General features: G+C 51.1%; 21 protein-coding genes. 11 read left to right on the top strand and 10 right to left on the bottom strand.

Annotated features, from left to right (window positions below; genetic code table 11):
• Positions 1 to 98 precede the first annotated feature (98 nt).
• From EQU24_RS01910 to EQU24_RS01900, 3 genes are all read right to left on the bottom strand, one after another.
• Positions 99 to 626, bottom strand: a complete 528-nt coding sequence (locus EQU24_RS01910; RefSeq protein ID WP_017841127.1) for an REP-associated tyrosine transposase — start codon at positions 624 to 626, stop codon at positions 99 to 101.
• A 121-nt stretch (positions 627 to 747) separates the two neighbouring features.
• Complete coding sequence (locus tag EQU24_RS01905; protein WP_017841128.1) at positions 748 to 1,767, bottom strand: FecR family protein; 1,020 nt, start codon at positions 1,765 to 1,767, stop codon at positions 748 to 750.
• A 232-nt stretch (positions 1,768 to 1,999) separates the two neighbouring features.
• Positions 2,000 to 2,503, bottom strand: coding sequence for an RNA polymerase sigma factor (locus tag EQU24_RS01900; protein ID WP_017841129.1), 504 nt, complete (start codon positions 2,501 to 2,503; stop codon positions 2,000 to 2,002).
• 392 nt (positions 2,504 to 2,895) lie between these two features.
• Here EQU24_RS01900 and EQU24_RS01895 point away from each other — a divergent pair, with 392 nt between their 5' ends.
• Positions 2,896 to 3,402, top strand: coding sequence for a sigma-70 family RNA polymerase sigma factor (locus EQU24_RS01895; RefSeq protein ID WP_017841130.1), 507 nt, complete (start codon positions 2,896 to 2,898; stop codon positions 3,400 to 3,402).
• Here the strand turns inward: EQU24_RS01895 and EQU24_RS23195 are convergent.
• Complete coding sequence (locus EQU24_RS23195; RefSeq protein WP_017841131.1) at positions 3,393 to 3,521, bottom strand: hypothetical protein; 129 nt, start codon at positions 3,519 to 3,521, stop codon at positions 3,393 to 3,395. The two genes, EQU24_RS01895 and EQU24_RS23195, sit on opposite strands and share 10 nt — an antisense overlap.
• A 29-nt stretch (positions 3,522 to 3,550) precedes the next feature.
• Here EQU24_RS23195 and EQU24_RS01890 point away from each other — a divergent pair, with 29 nt between their 5' ends.
• The 5 genes from EQU24_RS01890 to EQU24_RS01870 all read left to right on the top strand — a co-directional run bounded on the left by EQU24_RS01890 (position 3,551) and on the right by EQU24_RS01870 (position 10,275).
• The gene (locus EQU24_RS01890) at positions 3,551 to 4,495 is read left to right on the top strand and encodes a FecR family protein (protein ID WP_017841132.1); all 945 of its coding nucleotides are present in this window, start codon (positions 3,551 to 3,553) and stop codon (positions 4,493 to 4,495) included.
• A gap of 316 nt (positions 4,496 to 4,811) precedes the next feature.
• The gene (locus tag EQU24_RS01885) at positions 4,812 to 5,822 is read left to right on the top strand and encodes a DUF4351 domain-containing protein (RefSeq protein WP_017841133.1); all 1,011 of its coding nucleotides are present in this window, start codon (positions 4,812 to 4,814) and stop codon (positions 5,820 to 5,822) included.
• Between the two features lie 203 nt (positions 5,823 to 6,025).
• On the top strand, positions 6,026 to 8,608 hold the full coding sequence (locus tag EQU24_RS01880; protein ID WP_017841134.1) for a TonB-dependent siderophore receptor: 2,583 nt from the start codon (positions 6,026 to 6,028) through the stop codon (positions 8,606 to 8,608).
• A 141-nt stretch (positions 8,609 to 8,749) separates the two neighbouring features.
• Positions 8,750 to 9,031 (top strand): hypothetical protein, encoded by a 282-nt coding sequence (locus tag EQU24_RS22200; protein WP_017841135.1) that lies wholly within the window; start codon positions 8,750 to 8,752, stop codon positions 9,029 to 9,031.
• The gene (locus EQU24_RS01870) at positions 9,031 to 10,275 is read left to right on the top strand and encodes a PepSY-associated TM helix domain-containing protein (RefSeq protein ID WP_017841136.1); all 1,245 of its coding nucleotides are present in this window, start codon (positions 9,031 to 9,033) and stop codon (positions 10,273 to 10,275) included. The genes EQU24_RS22200 and EQU24_RS01870 overlap by 1 nt, the downstream gene beginning before the upstream one ends.
• 247 nt (positions 10,276 to 10,522) lie before the next feature.
• On the opposite strand, the gene EQU24_RS23190 is transcribed toward EQU24_RS01870, so the two are convergent.
• A complete protein-coding gene (locus EQU24_RS23190) occupies positions 10,523 to 10,726 on the bottom strand; it encodes a BrnA antitoxin family protein (protein WP_201764900.1) in 204 nt (67 codons plus the stop codon).
• A 40-nt stretch (positions 10,727 to 10,766) separates the two neighbouring features.
• On the opposite strand from EQU24_RS23190, the gene EQU24_RS01860 reads away from it, so the two are divergent.
• From EQU24_RS01860 to EQU24_RS01845, 4 genes are all read left to right on the top strand, one after another.
• Entirely contained in the window at positions 10,767 to 10,976 is a 210-nt protein-coding gene (locus EQU24_RS01860) for a hypothetical protein (protein ID WP_138767064.1), read from the top strand.
• A 103-nt stretch (positions 10,977 to 11,079) separates the two neighbouring features.
• Complete coding sequence (locus EQU24_RS01855; RefSeq protein WP_017841139.1) at positions 11,080 to 11,334, top strand: type II toxin-antitoxin system ParD family antitoxin; 255 nt, start codon at positions 11,080 to 11,082, stop codon at positions 11,332 to 11,334.
• A complete protein-coding gene (locus EQU24_RS23425; RefSeq protein WP_201764861.1) occupies positions 11,331 to 11,696 on the top strand; it encodes a type II toxin-antitoxin system RelE/ParE family toxin in 366 nt (121 codons plus the stop codon). Before EQU24_RS01855 ends, EQU24_RS23425 begins: the two co-directional genes overlap by 4 nt.
• Entirely contained in the window at positions 11,683 to 13,206 is a 1,524-nt protein-coding gene (locus tag EQU24_RS01845; RefSeq protein WP_017841140.1) for a phytoene desaturase family protein, read from the top strand. The genes EQU24_RS23425 and EQU24_RS01845 overlap by 14 nt, the downstream gene beginning before the upstream one ends.
• 25 nt (positions 13,207 to 13,231) lie before the next feature.
• Here EQU24_RS01845 and yfbR read toward each other — a convergent pair whose 3' ends face one another.
• From yfbR to EQU24_RS01820, 5 genes are all read right to left on the bottom strand, one after another.
• Positions 13,232 to 13,816, bottom strand: coding sequence for a 5'-deoxynucleotidase (gene yfbR / locus EQU24_RS01840; protein WP_017841141.1), 585 nt, complete (start codon positions 13,814 to 13,816; stop codon positions 13,232 to 13,234).
• A 276-nt stretch (positions 13,817 to 14,092) separates the two neighbouring features.
• The gene (locus EQU24_RS22195) at positions 14,093 to 14,245 is read right to left on the bottom strand and encodes a hypothetical protein (RefSeq protein ID WP_017841142.1); all 153 of its coding nucleotides are present in this window, start codon (positions 14,243 to 14,245) and stop codon (positions 14,093 to 14,095) included.
• Between the two features lie 431 nt (positions 14,246 to 14,676).
• Complete coding sequence (mscL, locus tag EQU24_RS01835; protein ID WP_017841143.1) at positions 14,677 to 15,081, bottom strand: large-conductance mechanosensitive channel protein MscL; 405 nt, start codon at positions 15,079 to 15,081, stop codon at positions 14,677 to 14,679.
• A gap of 202 nt (positions 15,082 to 15,283) precedes the next feature.
• On the bottom strand, positions 15,284 to 17,158 hold the full coding sequence (gene ftsH / locus EQU24_RS01830) for an ATP-dependent zinc metalloprotease FtsH (RefSeq protein WP_412768468.1): 1,875 nt from the start codon (positions 17,156 to 17,158) through the stop codon (positions 15,284 to 15,286).
• A gap of 1,093 nt (positions 17,159 to 18,251) precedes the next feature.
• Positions 18,252 to 19,901 (bottom strand): alpha/beta hydrolase, encoded by a 1,650-nt coding sequence (locus tag EQU24_RS01820; RefSeq protein ID WP_017841146.1) that lies wholly within the window; start codon positions 19,899 to 19,901, stop codon positions 18,252 to 18,254.
• Between the two features lie 312 nt (positions 19,902 to 20,213).
• On the opposite strand from EQU24_RS01820, the gene EQU24_RS01815 reads away from it, so the two are divergent.
• Positions 20,214 to 21,110, top strand: a complete 897-nt coding sequence (locus EQU24_RS01815; RefSeq protein ID WP_026130221.1) for a DNA/RNA non-specific endonuclease — start codon at positions 20,214 to 20,216, stop codon at positions 21,108 to 21,110.
• Positions 21,111 to 21,426: the final 316 nt, after the last annotated feature.

Genomic DNA, 21,426 nt, shown 5'->3' with positions numbered 1-21,426 from the left:
GGGAGTTCGTGGCTTCGATTGCCCCGGATTGCGTTGCACTCCATCCGAGCTACGAGGTCGCTTGGGTAGCCCGTATGAAGCGTAAGCGGAATACGGGATTATTCGCCGTAGTCGCCGTCATAATGTTGTGATTCATCGCCCCAATCGACCGGATAAACTCCCGCTTTGACATATCGGTGGAATGTCGAATAGGGCCAGTCCCGGACGCGAGTTACCAACCCGTGTTTGACGGGGTTGTAATGGATGTAATCGAAATGCCGGGTAAAGTCGGATTCATTCCTGATCGTATGTTCCCAGAACCGGTTTTGCCATAGATCGTATTCGCCCCTGCGGTTCTTTTTCACGGCTACGCCGGCTTCGACGAGCCGGTTGGTAAATTGCCTCTTGATCCGTTTCCAACGCATTGAATAGTCTGTATCTTCAGGCGGCAGGATCCAAATGGCGTGCAAATGTTCGGGCAGCACGACCCAAGCTTCGATATGAAACGAGTGTTCGCGCCGCACATCCCGAACCGATTCCCGTAAGACTTCGATGTAATCGACAAGCAGCGAGCGGTTCCGGTTTTGCAAGGTCACGGTAAAGAAATAGGTGCCGCCTGCCACGCGGTTGCGGCGATATGAAGCCATTGATTACCTCGATCGATAGAGTGTCGTTTCGTCGTTCCGTGGCCCGTATGAAGCGTAGCGGAATACGGGGCGTTCGTGGCTCCGATTATCCCGGATTGCGCTACGCTCCATCCAGGCTACTCTAGTACAGCATCACATAGTTGCCGATGCCGGCCGATTTGACCGGCAGAGTTTGGCTAATGACCGCTAAAATCCGGTCGATTCGGTCGATATCGAATACGCCGCTGACCCGGTGCGCAGCCAAGGTTTTGTCGACCAGAATCACTCGGCCGGGACGGTAGCGGTTGATTTCTTCGACGACTTTGTCCAAGGGTTCCGATTCGAACACCAGACGATTGTCTCGCCAGGCCCGTACTTTTTCGAGTTTTACCGGCACCACCGCACCGGGCCGTTGCCCGGCTACCGCCCTAACCTGCTCGCCCGGATGCAACACTACGGCGCCGAAGGGATAATCGGGCTGTGCGACTTGCACGGCGCTTTCGACGACCGTGACGCTGATTTCGCGGCTTTGCTTGCGGACAATAAACTCGGTACCGAGCGCTTGGATTTCATGGCCGCCGGCCGTGACGATAAACGGCCGACCGGGATTTTTGCCGACCACGAATTCGGCTTCGCCGGAAATCAGTTCGACCCGGCGCGTCTCGGGTGTGTACAGGGTATTCAAGGCGCTGCCGGAGTTGAGATAGATCCGGCTACCGTCCGCCAGCTTCACGGTTTCCCGCGCCCCGATCGCGGTACGGTAATCGGCCAGCCAAGGCTGAATACCGGCGTATGGATTTAACCAGCCGACCAGTACAATCAGGCAGGCCGCTACAGCAAGCGACGCCCATCGCGAGGTCCTTTTTTTTCCGGCAGGCTTCGGCTGTTTCGGACCGGCTTTCAACGTGGCCGGGAGGTTTTTGCTATCGGCACCGGCCTCATCGTTTTTATCCAAATAGCGGGCGATAACTTTGCTGTCCTGTAAGCGGCCAAGGGCTTGCCACAAATCGAACGCCTCGGCGAGCGCCCGCCGCCGGTTTTCGCCTTGCGCCAGCCAGCGCTCCAGTTCGCGCTCTTGCGTTAAACCGAATTCGCCCGAGGTCATGCGCGCCAACCAGACCAGCGCTTCGTCTTCCAGTGTTTCGTTGTTATCTGGCAGCATATCGGATGGGCGGATGAATAATGAAGCGGTAAAAAAACATGTCCTTTTAATATTAAGACGAATGGGCGTTAGTTTACCGTATTATTGATGTGCTTATTTCGAGAAATTCCCGGATTAAAAATCGCCGCCGTCAAATTATGAGCAAGTTGCCCGGATGGAGCGTAGCGCAATCCGGGACGATCGAAGCCGCACCTTTCCCGTATTCCGCCGCGCTGCATACGAACTTACGGAATTACGCATCGCTTAGGGCTTTTTTACATTGCTTCAATGCGAGAATGATGTTTTTTTCGACCCAACTCACCGAAATATTCAGTTCTTCGGCGATTTGTTTGTGACTGTAGCCTTCGAAGCGACTCATCGTGAAGATTTTAAGGCATAACGGCGACAATTCTTCTAGCGCCTGTTCGCATAGCTCGAGTTGCTGCCGGCCGAAAACGATTCGTTCGGGACCGGCCGTATCGTCGGGCAATTGTGTGTATTCATCGGCATCGATGTCGTCGGTTTCGCGTTGTTTGCGTAAATGATCGATCGCCAAATTGGCCGCGATGCGGTAAGCGAAAGCACGCGGATTGCCGATCGGTTCGGCGCTATGAAGATTGATCAAGCGCAAAAAAATATCTTGCAGCAAGTCGTTCGCGGTATCCGCGCAAGCTATTCGCCGCACCAAAAACCGGTGCAACTCCTCTCTGTGCCGTTCGATCAAGGCTTGCGCTTCGCTGGGAGTGAATTCCAACATTTAGACTAGAAAATTATTGATTGACGAGGTTCAACCGCATTCATACGGTTAAAGCTTACAGCAATTAACAAGCCATTCGCAGCGCAATGGGTAAACCGTTCGAAAACAGGCTTGTTATTAAACGACAATTTGCCTTGCGCTTCTTCCTAAAACCTATGACGGAATGTTCCGTCAAGCATTAAAAATAGGTTATTTCACACACTCAAATGCGCGATATGCCGCATTTTTTCGAATAAATAAAGACCTAAATGCAGCTTCGGAAAGACCAAAAAACCGGGAACAGCAAGAAAATACACGCAGCCGAATCAAACGCCCAACCTCAGGCACAAGAAATGCTTAGTAAATCGATAGGAAATTCCATGACCATATAATTTTCACCTCCTCCACTCTCAATGCTGAAACCAAGCGCTCAACATATTGCCGAATTGATCACCGAACACCGGGACGAGTTGGACCGTTTCATCATGCGTAAATTGGGATCGCAAGATATCGCCGCCGATATTCTGCAAGACGCTTTTTTACGGATGACCCATCAATCCGGCAATGAATGCATCGAAAACCCTCGCGCTTTCATCTTCCGTATCGTCGCCAATCTGGTAATCGACCATAAACGGCGCAGCGTCAACCGGTTGCCGCATGAAGCCGATGAAGAAACCCTACATGCCATACCTGACAATTTGGCGTCGCCCGAAGTCTGCTGGGAATCCCGGCAGCGTCTTGAAATCCTGCAGCAAGCGTTAAGCGAATTACCGGACAAATGCCGCCAGGCTTTTTATCTGAACCGGGTCGAAGGTTATACGCATGCTCAGATCGCGCAAGCGTTGAACCTGTCGGAAAGCATGGTTGCCAAGCATTTGCTAAGAGCGATGAAACATTGCCGCGGCCGCGTTCAAAATTGACCTTTTTCTCGCTGGGCATGCACTTTGCCGGCCGCCCTGCCGATAATGGCGTACTTTTCCCGAATCCCGGCTAGAATCGGGTAAAATCCGTTGCCGATAATCCTCTCGTGATACGTCATAGTATTTAAACCACTCTCGAAACGTTTTGATGTCCAAAAAACCCGTATCGAAAATCCATGCCTTATCGGACCGAGCTTTGGAATGGCTGATTTTACTGCATTCCGGCAATGCGACCGAATGGGACCGGCAAAACGCCCACGAATGGCGCGCGCGCAGTCCCGCGCACGAAAAAGCCTTTGCGGAAGCCGAGCGGCTATGGTTCGACATGGGCGAAGCGCTGGCCGGCAAACCGCTGGAAACCGTCAAACCCCGGTTTTCGACGGCCAAACTCTCGGGACTGGCCGCACTGTTTTTGTTGGCGGCGGTTTTACCATTTTTGGGCCTCCACGACTACTTTTTCAGCGATTACCGGACCGGCGTCGGCGAACGGCGCACGATCATTTTGGCCGACGGCAGTCAAGTGCTGTTGAATACCGATACAGCGATAGCGCTGAATTGGAACGAACAAGAACGGTCGATAACGCTGCGGCGGGGGCAAGCGCTATTCACCGTCGAGCCCGACCCGAACCGGCCGTTTTCGGTCGAGACCGATGACTGCACCGTCACCGCGCTCGGCACCGTGTTCGAAGTCCGCACGGAGCGAGAGGCCACCCGCGTAACCGTATTGGAACATGCCGTCGAGATCGAGCCAGTTTTAAGCGGCAAACCAGCATTGCGCCTGGAGGAAGGCCACCAAACCCGCTTCGGTACAGCGCAAGGATTCGAGCCGGTGAACGCCGCCGATATCGATCAAGTCAAGGCCTGGCAACGCGGCAAGCTGATCGTCAAAGACCGTCCGTTGTCCGAAGTCGTGGCCGAACTCGACCGTTATTACCGGGGAGCTATGATCGTCGCAGGCAACCATCTACCGAATTTACGGGTCACCGGCGTCTTCCCGACCGGCGACCGGGACGGCGTGATCGCAATGATCGAAACAGCGCTGCCGGTCCGTGTAACCCGGTTAACGCCGTGGTTGACGATATTGCACGAGTGATGGCGATGGTAGCCCGGATGAAACGCAGTGCAATCCGGGAAAGCCGAAGCCACGCCCTTCCCGTATTCCGCTCCGCTGCATACGGGCTACGAAACGGCTTTTGCTCCAACGTACACCGAAGTGACCGACTTGACACAATGGACCTCGCATTCCCAAAGACCGTGACGGTCGGCATACCGAAACCGTAGACCCCGTAGCCCGGATGGAACGCAGTGCAATCCGGGAAGGCCGAAGCCACGCAGTTCCCGTATTCCGCTCCGCTGCATACGGGCTACATGCTACACTTTTTCAATCCGATAAAATTATCCGTTAGCCCATGACTCAACCATCCGATCCATCGAACGACTTCGATTCGCCCTGGAAAGAGGCGCTCGAATATTATTTTCCCCAGTTCATGGCGTTGTTGTTTCCCGGCGCCCATGCCGAAATCGATTGGTCCAGGCCGCATGAGTTTCTCGATACCGAACTGCAAAAAATCGTCCGGGATGCCGAATCCGGGCGCAGGCATACCGACAAGCTGGTCAAGGTATTTACGCTCGGCGGCGTCGAAACCTGGGTTCTGATCCATGTCGAAATTCAAGGCAAAGCCGACCGGCACTTCAATCGCCGCATGTACCGCTATCATTATCGGCTGCAAGACCGTCACCCGAATCGGCGCATCGCGAGTTTCGCAATTCTGACCGACCGGAATTCGGCCCGGCAGCTTGGACATTACCGACAAACCTTGTGGCAGACCGAAATCGATTTTAAATTTCCGGTCATCCGCTTACAGGATTGGCACGACCGTCGAACCGACCTGGAAAACAGTCCGAATCCGTTTGCGCTAGTGGTGTTGGCGCAATTGGACGCGCATCGCACCCGGCAAGACGATACCGCGAGGAAAGTCAGTAAATTCGGTTTGATACGGCTATTGTTGTCGCGCGATTACGCGCGGCAGGATATTATGGAGCTGTTACGGGTCATAGATTGGCTGATGCAGCTCCCGGATGAGTTAGAACGGCAATTAACCGATGAAATCAAACAACTGGAGGCGGAAACAATGACTTATGTGATGTCGATAGAGCGCTTGGCTCTGGAGCAAGGTAAATTGGAAGGTAGATTGGAAGGGAAATTAGAAGGGAAATTAGAAGGGAAAGCCGAAGGGAAGGCGGAAGGAAAAATAGAAGGCAAAGCCGGACTACTTCAGCGCCTATTGATCAAACGCTTCGGCCCATTACCGGACGCGATTCAACGGCGTCTCGATCAAGCCACGTCGGAACAACTCGAAATCTGGGCCGAGCGCGTTCTGGATGCGCCGAACTTACCGGCGGTGTTTGACGATCATTGAGCACCGTAGCCCGGATGAAACGCAGTGCAATCCGGGAATGCCGAAGCCACGCCCTTCCCGTATTCCGCTTGCGCTGCATACGGGCTACGAAAAGATAAATTCATTTCGACAAAATTTTTTTGCGATTGCCGTTACAAGATTTTCCCTCCTGATCCGTCTTAAGCAATAGGCCGCTTTAGGCCGTGACCTTATCAGGAGAAAACATGGAAAATAATGAAGATCATTTAGGCTCCCGCGCCAAGTTTGCGTTCGGCCTCTGTTCCGTCGCGGCCGGACTATTGGCCGGGAGCATCGCAGCGCCGGCCGTGGCAAGCGAAACACCCGCCTTCGCCTCGCCGCAATCCTTCGATATCCCCTCGCAACCGCTGGACAGCGCACTCACCGAACTGGCCGACCGCGCCGGACTCAAACTGCTGTACCACGCGGACACGGCCCGGCAAGCCCGCTCCCACAAAGTCACCGGCAATTACACGCCGCAACAAGCACTCGACATCATGTTGCACGACACCGGCTTGAGCTACCGCTTGACCGATGACGGCGCGCTCACCATCGAAAAACCTCGCACCGAATTCAGCACCGAAAGTCTTCTAGCTGAAGCCGGCGAGTTCGAGCTGGTCAAGGCCGAGCCGGAGGAAAAGCCCTGGACCGGGCCGGTGGAGCAGTTGGATATGAAAGTGCTCGGCGGGGCTTTGGACGGGTACGCGGCGGTGACGGCCAGTACCGCGATGAAGACCGATACGCCGATTATGGAAACACCGGTTTCGGTGCAGGTGGTGCCGAGGACCGTAATGGACGATCAAAAAGTAACCCGGATAACGGAGGCATTGGAAAACGTTAGTGGCGTTCGCCCCCAATCCTCGATGGGAACCGGTACCGGATTTATCGTACGCGGCTTTAGAAATCCTTCCGTTTATCGCAACGGACTATTGGCAGTACCGGGTGGATTTCGTACCGAATTCGATAGCGCTAATATTGAAAGCGTGGAAGTGCTCAAAGGGCCTGCTTCGATCTTATACGGGCGCATCGAGCCGGGCGGATTGATCAATGTCAACATCAAAAAACCGTTGGATACACCGCATTATTCATTGGAACAGCGCTTCGGCTCTTATAATTTTTATCGAACCGAATGGGATGCGACCGGATCGATTACCGACGATAAGTCTCTGCTCTACCGTTTTACCGGCTCTTATCAAAATAATGAATCTTTTCGTGATTTCGTATCGAACGATCGAATCTTGATTTCACCTAGCATTACTTGGCGCCCTACCGACGCAACAGACATTACCCTCAATGTCGAGGGTGTCACTCAGGATTATCAGGCGGATTATGGTATACCGGCGCTTGGCAAGCGCCCGGCTAATATACCGATCGAACGTTCGTTTGGCGATCCGAACGATCCGTTCGACAGCTTACACAAAGTTTTGGTTAGTACGGAGCTGAATCACCGATTTAATGAGGATTGGGCGGTGCATAGCCGTTTTCTAGCAAATTTCAGTGAGCAAAAAGAAACGTTTCTCAATCCGACGCCAGCATTCGGCAATGCATTGAATCCGAACACAGGGATACTTCAACGCAACGTTTTTTCTCAACATAACGATAACGAAACCTACTCCACCAATCTCGATTTGACCGGCAAGTTTTTTATCGGCGGCACACAGCACGATATTTTAGTGGGTTATGACTATTTCAGAGGCTTCTCGAAATACAATACACAAGGATTTTATAACAACGCCAATCCGGCACTGGATATCAACATCTATAACCCGGGACCCAGTTACGGCATCGATCCTTCGGTCTTTAGTAATGCCGTCTCCACGACCGAACTAAGCGGAAGGAATTTTTCTCTGTTCAAAAACGAATGGCATGGCGTGTATTTCCATGATCACATCACGCTTTGGGATAAGCTGCACATTCTGGGCGGTGGACGTTACGACTGGGCGCAAACCGGAAGAGGTAGTGCCGGTTCGTTCGAAGCGGCCGAAAACGCTTTACCGGCCGCGATCCGCAAAGACGAAGGTTTTAGCCCGAGAGTAGGCGTTCTCTATCAACCCTGGGAATGGGTCAGCCTGTTCGGTAACTGGACGACATCGTTCGGTGCTAATAACGGTATTTCAGCGACCGGCGAATCGTTCGACCCCCAAATCGGCGAACAATTCGAAGCTGGAATCAAAACTCAACTGTTTGATCAACGGTTAACGGCTACGCTGGCTTATTATCATTTGACCTTGGAAAACATTTTGACGCCCGATTTGACCGCATCCGATCCGAATGCCCGAGTTGCCATCGGCGAACAACGCAGTCAAGGCATCGAGCTGGATGTGCTCGGCCAGATTACAGACGAACTGAGTGTAATCGGCAGTTATGCATTTACCGATGCGCGGATCACGAAGGATAACCGGACTTTAAACGGCGTAGTTCAAGGCTACGAGGGCAACCGTTTAACCAATGTGCCCGAGCATTCAGGCAGTCTTTGGTTGAGATACGATGTCAAGCGGTATGCTCCATTGGATGGTTTGAGTTTCGGGATCGGAACATTTGCCGCCGGACAACGGCAAGGCGATAACGAAAACAGTTTTCAATTGCCGGGATATGTGCGTTTGGACGCGTTTACTGCCTATCAGTGGAAAGTGGGCGATTCAAAATTGACCGCGCAATTCAATATACGCAATCTGTTGAACAAAACCTACTATGAGTCGACCGATCCGGATGCCAACGTCGCTCCACGCAATGGCATCTATCCCGGTGCGCCTTTGACGGCAATGGGGTCGATCCGCTTGGAGTATTAATTCGCGTCTGTTATTTCATTCTATCAGCACCGTAGCCCGGATGGAGCGCAGCGCAATCCGGGAAGTTCGAAGCCGCGCCTTTCCCGTATTCCGCTTCGCTGCATACGGGCTACAACCGTTCATTCATACATCCGATAGAACATGATGAGACAAAACGAAAACGACCGTCCCGGCGGCGAATTCGCCGCTTCGGCAAAAAGACCCATCAAGACCCGCCTGCATCGACTCAAAAGCCGGCGCAAAGTCTGGCTCGACGTGCATTTATGGCTGGGTTTGGCGTTAGGGTTTTTGCCGGCGATTTATGGCGCCGTAGCCCGGATGAAGCGTAGCGCAATCCGGGAAGTTCGAAGCCGCGCCATTCCCGTATTCCGCTTCGCTGCATACGGGCTACGTCCGTTCATTCACACAACCGATAGAAGATGATGAGACAAAACGAAAACGACCGTCCCGGCGGCGAATTCGCCGCTTCGGCAAGAAGACCCATCAATACCCGTCTGAATCGGCTCAAAAACCGGCGCAAACTCTGGCTCGACGTGCATTTGTGGTTGGGTTTGACGTTAGGCTTTTTGCTGGCGATTTACGGTTTGACCGGCAGTATTTTGGTGTTCCATGCCGAAATCGACGAATGGCTGAATCCGAAGTTGTTGACGGTCGAACCGCCCGAACGGACGGCTGCTTACCGACCGCTCGCGGAGATTTTCGCCGCCGGCCGATCCGCCATGCCGAACAATGCAAACCATACCTTCGCGACCTATCCGCGCAACGATGAAGCGGCCTTTCGACTGTCCTATTCGGTACCGTCCGGCATAGACGCCAATAAAAGCTGGCAGGTTTATGTCGATCCTTACACGTCCGAAGTAATCGGAAAACGCTTGATGGTGTCATCAGGCCGCTGGCTGCCGCATACTTTCATTGGATTCGTTTTCAGGCTGCATTACGATTTATTGTTGCCGGAGGACATCAGTCCGGTTATCGTCGGCCTATCGTCCGCGTTATTGATCATTTCGGTCCTGACCGGCTTGATCGTTTGGTGGCCTTTGACCGGCAAATGGCGCAACGCGCTGACGATCAAACGCCGTGCGAGCGGCGAGCGCTTGAATTACGACCTGCACAAGACTTCCGGTTTTTATACGGCTTTGATCATGCTGCCGGTGCTGTTTTCCGGTATTTACATGGTTTTACCGCATAATGTCGTGCCGGTGCTGGAGCTGTTTTCGCCGGTGACTTACCGTTACTGGTTTAAATCCGTACCGGTCGACGGCCTGGAGCCGATTGCGATGGATCGGGCTATCGCAATCGCAGATGAGCGCTACCCGAACGGGCGGCCGCATTGGATTTACGGCGCGCCCGGCGCGGAAGACACCTATACGGTTTGCAAGGACGATGTCGATCGGCCGGGCAGTTGGATACAACGGGTTTGTGTCGTGATCGACCGGTATTCCGGCCGGGTGCTCGATGTCGACGATCCGGCGATCGGCACGGCCGGCGAAGTGTTCACGCATTGGCAATGGCCGTTGCACTCGGGCCAGGCTTTCGGCATAACCGGACGCATTCTGGTCTTTCTGACCGGCTTGGCTTGTCCGCTGTTGTTCGTCACCGGCGTTATCCGCTGGCTGCAAAAACGGCGGGGCGCGAATTCCAAAACGCGTAGCCCGGATGGAGTGTAGCGTAATCCGGGACGGCCGAAGCCGCGCCTGCTCCGTATTCCGCTTCGCTGCATAGGGCTCTACAGCGCTCAAGGCTTTCGATGTTCCGAATTAGCCTTGAAGTTTGTATAAATAATTTAAGCTAGGGTATGATCGAATCACCACTGAGTCACACCACTTCACATTTTAGGTTCTTTGATTCCCTGGCTGCGTTTTACGGTTGCATTATGCCGCCCGCAATTCCTCATGCAATATTTTCCGTAACATTTCAGCGATGAGGGGACGGCTCCGGAGACAGGCTGATACGCAACGTTTCGTTGATCAAAGTTTGATAGCCTTTACCGGTTTGAGCGGCACGCTCACGGAATACCGCGAGAATGTCATCATCCAGAAACATAGTGATGCGGTTTTTGCCGGACTGCTCAACGACTGCCTCGCGTTTGCCAACGGTAAAAACGTACTCGTCTTTTATTGTCTAGCCCTCATAAACGCGCCGCTCGTGAGGCTGGACGGTGCGCGCGGAAATAATCCGGATTCATCTGGCTTGGCAGGCGTCGAACACCATGGAATGGCTCTGGTCTTTGCGACGTTCCTGGTTGCGGCCTTATCAAGGTATCACTCAAGAATATCTACTGCTCTACCTGGGCTTTTTTGAAGTTATTCATGACAAAAAAACGCGGCAAAGCGTTTTACAATGTCTGGTTGAATTGTTGGTGGCTTGAATTAGCTCCCAGGATTCCACTATGAGCCAATGCGAATTGTACAGATAGCATAAAATAAGTAGTATTTAATACTACTTATTTCATCGACTCCTAAAGGTACGCCATGCAAATAGCCGAAAAAATATCCATCCCGCTTCCTTCTGAAGTGGTGAAGATCATTCGTGAAAAGGTCGGTAGCGGAATATACAGCTCAAACAGCGAAGTTATCCGCGAAGCACTGCGTAACTGGATTGAATGCAACCAAAGCTTCACCACTCTCGATACCGCGATAGCCAGAGGCCTTTCCGACGCAAAAAACGGACGGAAACAAGACATTGAGACTGTCCGGCAAGAACTGCACGGCCGATTTGGCTCGTGAAAGTCGTCATCACGCATGCAGCCAAAAACGATTTGATTGAGATAGGTGGGTTTATTCGTTCTCATAACCCCACGCGGGCGGCTTCATTTGTCGATGAATTGTTGGGCCGTTTCGCCGCACTATTCGACATGCCAAAAGCTTACCTGCTAATACCCCGCTATGAGCAACATGGAATCAGACGCTGCTTACACAGGGATTATTTGATTTTTATAGGCTCGATAAAAACCTCATTGAGGTCATCCATATCCTGCATGGCGCCAGAAATTATGAAGCTATTTTGTTTCCACGCTAACCGGCTTCGGGTATTGGCCTACTGTATAAACACATGCTTAGGAGTCGGCACTCATTGTGAAGAACTATGATGTCATTGTGATCGGCAGCGGTATCGGAGGCTTAACTGCGGCCGGTTTGCTCGCGAAATCCGGTAAGTCGGTGTTGGTACTCGAAAGCCATGACCGGCCCGGCGGTTATGCGCACGGTTTCAAGCGCAAAAAATACCGTTTCGATTCCGGCGTGCATTTGATCAGCGGCTGCGGTCCTGACGGTTACCGGGGCGGACAAATCATCTACAAGGTGTTACAGGCGCTCGATGTCGAACACCGTATCGAGTTCATCAACATAGACCCGTTCAGCCATGCCCGTTATCCGGGTTTGGTCGCCGCCTTGCCGCAATCGGTCGAGGCGTTTTGCGAACGGCTGGGGCGGCTGTTTCCGGAAGAACGGCAGGGTTTACGCGACTTGACCCGTTTATGTCTGCAGGTGGCTGAAGAAATCACCGTCGCCGATGAAATCATGGCCTGCACTAATTTCGCCGAGGCGCATCGCTTGATGCCGGCCTTATGCAAATACCGCAAAGCAACCCTGGCCGAAGTGGCAAGAGAATTCATCATCAACCCGAAATTACTGGGGCTCTTCGCAAGCAATTGGCCTTATCTTGGCTTGCCGCCTTCGGAAGTCTCTTTTGTCTATTGGTCGACGATGTTGATCGGCTACATGGTCGACGGCGCTTATTACTGCAAGGGCGGTTTCCAGCATTTGGCCGATACGCTGGTCGACGGGCTCGCACGGCACGACGGCGAGATCCGCTTCAAAGCGCCGGTCGATAAAATTCTGATCGAAAACGGAAGGATTGCCGGTGTCGAGGTAAAAAATGAAAAGTTTGCCGCGCCGGTCGTGATCGCCAATGCCGACATCCGGCATACGATTTGCGAGATGATCGGCGAAGAGCATTTTCCGCCGCGTTATATTCAACGCATCAAAAAAATGCAGCATTCTTTGTCGATTTTCGCAGTTTATATCGCGACCGATATCGATCTCATCGAGCATAAATTGGCTCACGAGTCGTTTTGTTTCCAAGACTTCGATCATGAGAAGAATTTTGCCGCGACCTGCAACGGCGAGATTACTTGGCTCAGTATTACCGCGCCGACGCTGGTCGACCCGAACCTGGCCCCGCCCGGACATCACTTGTTGATGCTGACCACCTTGCTGCCTTTTCAAGCAGCCGAGTCCTGGCAACAGGCCAAACCGGGCTATATGGATGCGATGCTAAAACTGGCCGGAAAGTATATTCCCGGACTTGAGGATCATATCTTGTTCATTGAAGGCGGGTCACCGGCGACAATGCGCCGCTACACGCAAAATTTTCAAGGCGCAGCCTACGGCTGGGACGTCTCGCCGAGTCAAGTCGGCCCCACTCGTATCCCCAATCAATCGCCGCTGCCGGGGCTGTATTTCGCCGGCCATTGGACTTCGCCGGGCGGCGGCGTCTACGGCGTCAGCGTATCCGGCGTGCAGGCCGCGCAAAAAGTGTTGGGAATTAGGCAACAGGCCGAATTCTGGCGATTGATCGAAACGATTGGACAAACATAGAATCGCTGCTAACCGCTAACCGACATTATTCTCCTTGATATAGCTGATCCACCGTTAAATGCACGGCCGGCAGAAAGTGCTCCCGAAAATAATCGACCTCCGGTAAATCGATCTTGTTGAGCCGTATTTCAATGTCGTCCATGGCATCCTTAAATTCGAAATTGCCGGCCCGAGTCTCTTCGACGCATTTGACATAGGCGCTGATCGTATCGGCAGCCTTGACCAATTCGGCAATCGACTCCTCGCAGGACTCGGTGACATAGTTATACAGATCGTCTTTTAACGCATCGGGCAAGGTATCGACTAAGGCCTGCGAGGCGACCGACTCGATGTCCTTATAATGATTTAATATTCCGGGATTGAATTTTTTGATCGGCGTCGGCAGATCTCCGGTAATGCTTTCGTGCGCGTCATGATAAAGTGAGGCCAAGACGACCTCGCCGGGGTCGATCGCCCCGCCGAATAGCTCGTTTTTGATGATGCATAATAAATGCGCGATCACGCAGACATCGAATGAATGTTCCTTGACGTTTTCATTGATCGAATTACGTTTAAGCCCCCAGCGTTGAATATATTTCAAACGGTTGATGGTAGCGAAAAATCCCGACATGATTGTGGCTCCGTAGCGAAAAATGCGTAACTTATTTTAACGATAAAATATCACGGATATTAATATACTTCGCACGGCCACATTCGCGCGAAGTATAACCATCGTAGATCAAAATCCGACGCCTTGAATACGAACAAAAATCGAGGCGTCGGTTGCCTAACTTAATTCATGCCCGTTCCTTAAACCGCTTTGCAGGTTCCGGCGGACAAAAAAAAGCCGGAGCATAAAGCTCCGGCAAAACAACACACGAGGTAAAAAAGGTAACGAGAGGGAGAATCAATCGCGAATACGGCGATTGGAGAACATGATGCTAAACATCGCGGCCGAGGCAAATGTCATTGCTGAAACGATAAAAGCTCCGGAAATGAATCCGAAAATTCCGATGATAAACATCAGACCGAGCGCGATATCTTTCTGAAAATCAGTCATTTCGCAATATCCTAGTGAAAGAGTATGGATTAAATGGGATTGAGGGCAACTATACCGAGTTGTTTTATTGTTAACAATAGGATTAATTATTGATAGATTATTTCTTATTGCGTAACAAAAGATCTTTTAGCTCACTCTTCGGTTAATTTGAGACTCCCTTTTGCGCTTCTGACCGTCATTTTGCCATGGATTCACTCCGGGCTATCCTGCCCGGAGCCCTTCGGGTAAATGCAAATCCGTTCCATACGGATTTGTGGCGGAGTCCAGCGCCGTGGATGGCAAGCTTTTGACACTCATTTAGAGCCTGAATGCAAGTATTACTTATTTCTGTGACGGCTTAACTTAATGGCAACGACGTTAGAGCTGAGTTAACCTCAAACAAAAAAAGGGGATTGAATATCCCCTTTTCGATTTAAAGATTTATGCGTTTTTTATTTTTTCTCTTTGAGCAAATCTCTGATCTCGGTTAATAGTTGTTCTTCTTTGGAAGGTTCCGGCTCAACTTCCGGCGCTGGCGCCTCTTGCCTCTTGAGCTTGTTAATAAATTTGACGGCAATGAAAATCGCAAAAGCGACGATAGTAAAGTCGATCAATGTTTGAATGAATTTACCGTAGCTTAATGTGACGGCTTCCGCACCTTCCGTGGCTTCCTTTAACACAATAGCCAGATCGGAAAAATCGACGCCCCCGATCAAAATACCGATTGGCGGCATGATCACGTCACCGACAAATGACGAAACGATTTTACCGAATGCCGCGCCAATAATAATACCAACCGCCATGTCGATTACGTTGCCCTTGACCGCGAATTCCTTGAATTCTTTTATAATACTCATAGTAAAACTCCCAGAAAGATAGAATTGTTATTGTTGTTCTTGCCATAGAAATCCACTCCAATACCATCCCTTGTAAATGAGCTCGGGGTTACGTTCGTCTCACCGATGCTCCAAGTCCGCCCTGAGCCCCCCCCTTTTGGGAGAACAGTTTTTTTCGTCGATAAATGCCTTTTGGCCTTGCCTATTTCCGTTTTGGCTCTCCTTAACCCAAAAGCACATCGATATCCTCTCCGTGGATTACTTCTTTTTCCTGAAGAATTTCGGCAAGCTGATCCAAAACGTGCCGTTTAGCAGTCAAAATATCCATCGCGCGCTCGATTCCCTCATCGACCAGCGCCTTGACTTCGGTATCGATCAGCTTAGCGGTTTCCTCGCTGTAATTGCGATATTCGGTGCCTTCGGTTTCGAGAAATTGCAGTTGTTGACGTTTGCCGTAAGTCAACGCACCGAGTTTGGCGCTCATGCCCAAATAACACACCATGGCCCGTGCGATTTCACTGGCTTTTTCCAAGTCGTTTTGCGCGCCGGTCGATACATTGCCCAATGCGATCGCCTCCGCCATGCGCCCGCCCATCAAAATCGCGATTTGATCTTTTAGTTCGGCATCGGTGGACAGAAACTTTTCCTCGACCGGAAGCTGCAGTGTAAAGCCCAAAGCCGAAACGCCGCGCGGAATGATCGAAACCTTATGTATCGGCTGACCGGTGGGAACATGCTTGGCGACCAATGCATGACCTGCCTCGTGGTAAGCAACGCGGCGTTTTTCCTCTGGCCCCAGCGCCCGCGATTTTTTCTCGGGACCGGCCAAAATGCGGTCGATCGCCGCTTCGAAGTCGTCCATGCGTACATTGTCGCGATCGACGCGCGCAGCTAGAATAGCGGCTTCGTTCGCGATATTCGACAAATCGGCGCCAACCAGTCCCGGTGTTCGCTTGCCGACGACGGTCAAGTCGACGTCGGAAGCGAGCCGCATTTTAGCACTATGCAGTTTGAGAATTTTGACGCGGTCTTCGAGGTCCGGTTTGTCGACAATAATCTGCCGGTCGAAGCGTCCGGCGCGCAGCAAGGCTTTGTCGAGAATTTCCGGGCGATTGGTCGCGGCCAATACGACCACGCCCGACGACGGGTCGAATCCATCCATTTCGGTCAGCAATTGATTGAGCGTTTGTTCGCGTTCGTCATGGCCGCCCATCACCATCGGCCCGCCGCGAGAGCGGCCGATGGCATCGAGTTCGTCGATAAAGATAATACAGGGGGCTTTTTGGCGGGCCTGTTCGAATAAATCGCGAACTCGCGCGGCACCGACACCGACGAACAGTTCGATAAATTCAGAGCCGCTGATGTTGAAAAACGGCACGCCGGCTTCGCCCGACACAGCCCTCGCCAGCAAGGTTTTACCGGTTCCGGGCGGACCGACCAACAATGCACCTTTCGGCATGCGCCCGCCGAGTTTTTGAATTTTTTCCGGGGCTTTAAGAAATTCGATCGATTCTTTCAGCTCCTGTTTCGCACTCTCGCTACCGGCAACATCGTCGAACGTGATTTTCGGTTGCGTTTCCGGATGTATCTTGATTTTGTTACCGATATTCAAAAAGCCGCGCCCGGCCGGTCCGCCGCCGGCCATGCGCCGAAATAGCCAGGACCAGATCGCGACTAAAATCAACATCGGAATGATCCAATTGAATAGGATATTGCCAAGCCAACTTTCTCCGCTTCTAACGATGTAGTCGACGTTATGCTCGGCGAGCGTCTCGGCGAGATGTTCATCCCACAGAGGAATGGTCATGAAGTGTTGGGGAGAATCTGACGGGGTGTCGGGTTTGATCAGGCCGGTAATCGTTTTCTCAGTGACCACGGCACGTTGAATTTTGTTATTCTTAACCAATTCGAGAAATTGGTTGTAGGGTAGTTCGTCTTTTTGCAGTTCGTTAGCCTGATTGAAGATCGACAAAATCATTAACACGCCCAGGCCGATCAACAAATAGCGTGTCAATTTATCGTTCTTATCGGGCTTTTCCGGCGCATTGATTTCTTTTTCCGGCTCGAGCTTAAATAATGATCGATAAAGACCGGTCATCGTTGTTTTGAGCGACTTCAGTAATTGAACCAGAAACCCGGTCAATATTTGCAGGAAATTATCGGAATTTTGCTTGTCCATAGTGATGACCTCGAATAACGGACGAAATGGTTCAACTGTCTATTTCCACATAGTACCACTCAAATTATTACGCTCAACTTTTAAAAATTAGCGTTTATTATGTATAACCGATGAGGATGTCGGTGTATACCTTTCGCACTTCAAATTTCGGCAGTGCTAGAGTAGGCGCCTGGGTGTCCGACAAAGGCTTTGCCAGCATGGATCTGGCATAGCGCCAATATTATCAATGGCGCCCCAGCATCATACTCGCTGGAAGAAATTTTGAAGAAGCTAAAGAATTAATCGATAGAGGTATCGCCGCCGATTATACGCATCCGAAAGGATCGGCCTATTTGCTGCAAACAAAGGATAAGGCACGCAGTTCGCACGCTGCATTATTTCCGGGGATAAGCGAGAATTTTAACGGCATATGGCCGGTTCATTTCCTTACCTGATTAGCAAGTTTCTTCAGCTAAAGCCCAAAAACCGGCATATCCCTAGCAGGACGGGGTTTGCAACCCCGTCCTAAACGTTTTGACTTTGGCCGAAGTTAGCCGAAATGTTTAGGGCAAACCGAAACGTTGGGGACGGGTTAAATAACCCGTCCCGCAGAAGTGGCTACGACTGGCCACTGCTCGGACAATTGGCTTCAGCAAGCTGAAGCATCTTGCTAATCAGGTTTCCTTAAGAGCGAATTTATACCCTTTGCTGGTCAAATTTCGGCGCCGAAGAGTCAGCGTCCATGTAGGCTCTGTGACAGCATCCCTGCTGTCACAGCCTTTGCCGAACACCCCGGCGCCTCCATGTGTCAATGCCGAAATTTGAAGTGCGATGGGTATATCAAGGATAAGTCCGATGTGATGTTTTATTTTACCGGCCTGCCCTACGTTCCTCGCATACAAGGCTCTATGCCATATCCATGCTAGTCCGATGGCTCCTCGGGCACTACCGAAACTGGCAATACGATAGTCATAACTCGAACCATTGAACGACAAATCGACAGGCCTTCACATTTGTAAAATTATTCGATGCCTTATCGTCCTTCGAACAAGGCCCGCAGACGATTCAATTGCTCTTCGCTCCAACCTTTAGGTTCGGTCAAGGCCAGCCATGCATCGATGTAATGTTTAGCGGCAAAAACATGACCGAACCCCGGCGGCGTAGACCCGACCGCCATGTCGGCCGCCAATTGCAGCATCGTGACAACCGGATACCATCTTAGATACGGCGAGACGTCCGGCCCTCTGGGAGCTTGCATCCATTCCGGCTCTCGAAAGAACGCATGGCTATCGAAAAACGTTATCGGGTCGCTGGCATATTGCAGATAAGCGATTCTAAAAGGTCCCCACGGCGTACTATCGTCATTTAATCCCGTATATTGATTCATGAATCTAATCACCGCGCCATCTCGAAAACGAGGTAGCCATACCGGAGAGTCGGGATCCCTTTCTTGCGTCACTTTGCGCCAGGTTTCGCTACGAAATGGCGGACCGCTCCATAATGCTCCATCGAATGGGTCTTGAATGATGTCGTACACATCGAAAGAACGATCGGAATTCAGCGCGCCCAAGCTCAGCCCGTGTAAATACAATTTCGGTCGGTGGTCGCTAGGCAAGTTCGTCCAATAGACATAAACTTTTTCGAACAGCGCTCTAGCCATTTCCGCACCGTACTCCCCTTCGGTTATCAACGACAAGGCGCTGGGCAAATACGAATATTGCGCGGTGACCGTCGCGATGTCGCCTCGATGTAAATATTCGACGGTATCCAGTGCGGCCGGGTCTATCCAACCGGTACCCGTGGGCGTCACCAACAACAAAACCGAACGGTCGAAGGCATTGACGCGTTTCAGCTCTTGCAAAGCCAATTCGGCTCTTTCTTCCGGCGTATTCGCCGCATTCAACCCGACATAGATGCGCACGGGCTCAGGCACCGGCTCACCGAAAAAATCGCTCAACGCTTGAGCTGTCGGGCCTGAAGACATAAATTTACGCCCTTGCCTTCCCAAGTCCGACCAAGCGATCAAGGAGGCTTCGCTACCGGTCTTCATCGGATCGTCGGGACGCTCCAAATCATCCTGAATCAGCGCGTCTAATTGTTGATAAGAATTGTTCGTCGCGCGTAAGAACAAAGAAACAACCACGCCATCGATAACCGACCAAAACAACATTCCAGCTGCCAGTATGCTTATCGCATGCGCGACATGATCGGATATGTAGCGCGCTAGCCTTAGAGACAAAAATTGAAACGTCCTCCGAAACAATCGAGCAAACTGTATTAATACGCCAAAAACGAGTAAGGTCATCAAGGCAATACCATAAGAAGGCATCGCACCCTCCGGCATCATCCCCATCATTGAGCGCAAATCGTCTTGCCATTGCGAAGCCTGCCAAAGAAAGGCGATTGCAACGATCGAACAGACGCCCGATGCAACAATCCTAAAAATTCTGATTGCATCGCGACCAGGCAACGGCAACTCGACATAATCCCAAAACCATCGACCGAAAACACCAAGCGCGTATCCCGCCGTAAAAGACAAACCGGAAATCACCCCTTGAAACAAAAAAGAACGAGGCACTAGACTTGGTGTAAGCGAAAATGCGAAAAAAAGCGTCGCCAGCAATAAGCCGGGTATGGAAAAGCCGAAGCTTAATTTGGTAATCAATTCGTCAATCTTGCGCATAGTAAAATCTTGAGCCGGAAAAAGTTATCATTTCGAAAAAATACGTCATCATTGAGGTTCGATTATAAAGCACTCACCTCAGCCTTCAATTCAACCTTGGTTTCAACTATTGGGAGCACGCTCTTACTCCTATTTGCGAGCGAAAAAGCGTCTAATAATCTGAAAGCTATAGTTACCCATCGGCTTTTAATCCACTCCGGCCAACAATACCCGATTAATTACCGTATAATCATACAGTTACAATAATCACTTAATAAAAATCCGCAGCACCCTATTTGATGCGGCATTTTTGAACATCGTTAGCTAATCGACATGGCAAGAAGAAGACAGAAAAAACATCGCTTTTTACTCGCTACATTCATCACGTTTTTTAGAGTTGGTAAAAAATATCCGCGCATTAGCGTACTGACCCTACTCCCTCTAATTGGCGGCTACAGTTATGAAGTCATGCTGGCTAGGCCCGACATGGCATTTCAAGGCGTCCCGCAAACTCAAGTCTGGTATCAGCCGCTGACTTGGTCGAGGGTATTTCGCAATGATGGATTCATGGTCGGATACTCAGACATTCGTGGCAATCCACTTTGGGTAATCTATCAAGTCACCACGATTAAAAACAATGCGACACCCCATAAACGGCCGCAAACATTCAGCACCGATTGGCGCAGCCTGACGCGTATCAGCCATCAAGACTATACCCGAAGCGGTTTCGACCGAGGCCACATGGCGCCTAACTATGCCATCAGCAGGCTCTATGGCAAACAAGCGCAATTAGATACGTTTTTAATGACCAACATTACCCCTCAAAGACCCAATCTAAATCAAAAAGTTTGGCAGCGATTGGAAGCCGTTGAAGTCGACTACTTTACCAAATTGCATCGACGCGTCTGGGTAATAACCGGCCCCGTATTTTCGAATCCTCTGAATCGATTGAAGAGCAGCTGGAAAGTGGAAATACCGGATGCTTTTTATAAAATTTATGCCGCGGAAACAAGTTCCGGAATCAAAATGTTGGCGTTCCTGGTCCCGCAAACGGTGCGAGGCAATGAGCCTTTAACCGATTTTATCGTCTCCGTTGACACTATCGAAGAATTAACCGGCTTGGACTTTTTTCATGAGTTAGACGACCCATTGGAAGATAAGTTAGAGGCAGCCATCAATCCGAAACCCTGGAAATTAAATTCGGTTGCTCGCTTGCCGTCACGCTATTAAGGATTTGGGCATCAATAAACCCATCGTATACCTATCGTAGATCAAAATTCGGCACCGGGGTGCCCGTCAAAGGACGCCGTGAATACATCCATGTAGGCTCTATGCCAGCTCCATGCTGGCAAAGCCTTAGCCGAGCACCCCGGCGCCTCCTAAGAAACTGCCGAAAATTGAAGTGCGAAAGGTATAGATCAAAATTAGGCGCCGAAGTGGACGAAAGCTCTATACAAGCGCTTAACAAGTTATTGAATTAACTTCTTATCCTTCACGACCTTCATGGTGAAATGCTTTTTCTAGGATTAAAGTTCCTGATTAGCAA

Source organism: Methylotuvimicrobium buryatense (assembly GCF_005931095.1).
Taxonomy (GTDB): domain Bacteria; phylum Pseudomonadota; class Gammaproteobacteria; order Methylococcales; family Methylomonadaceae; genus Methylotuvimicrobium; species Methylotuvimicrobium buryatense.
This window is presented reverse-complemented; position numbering and strand designations above follow the sequence as displayed.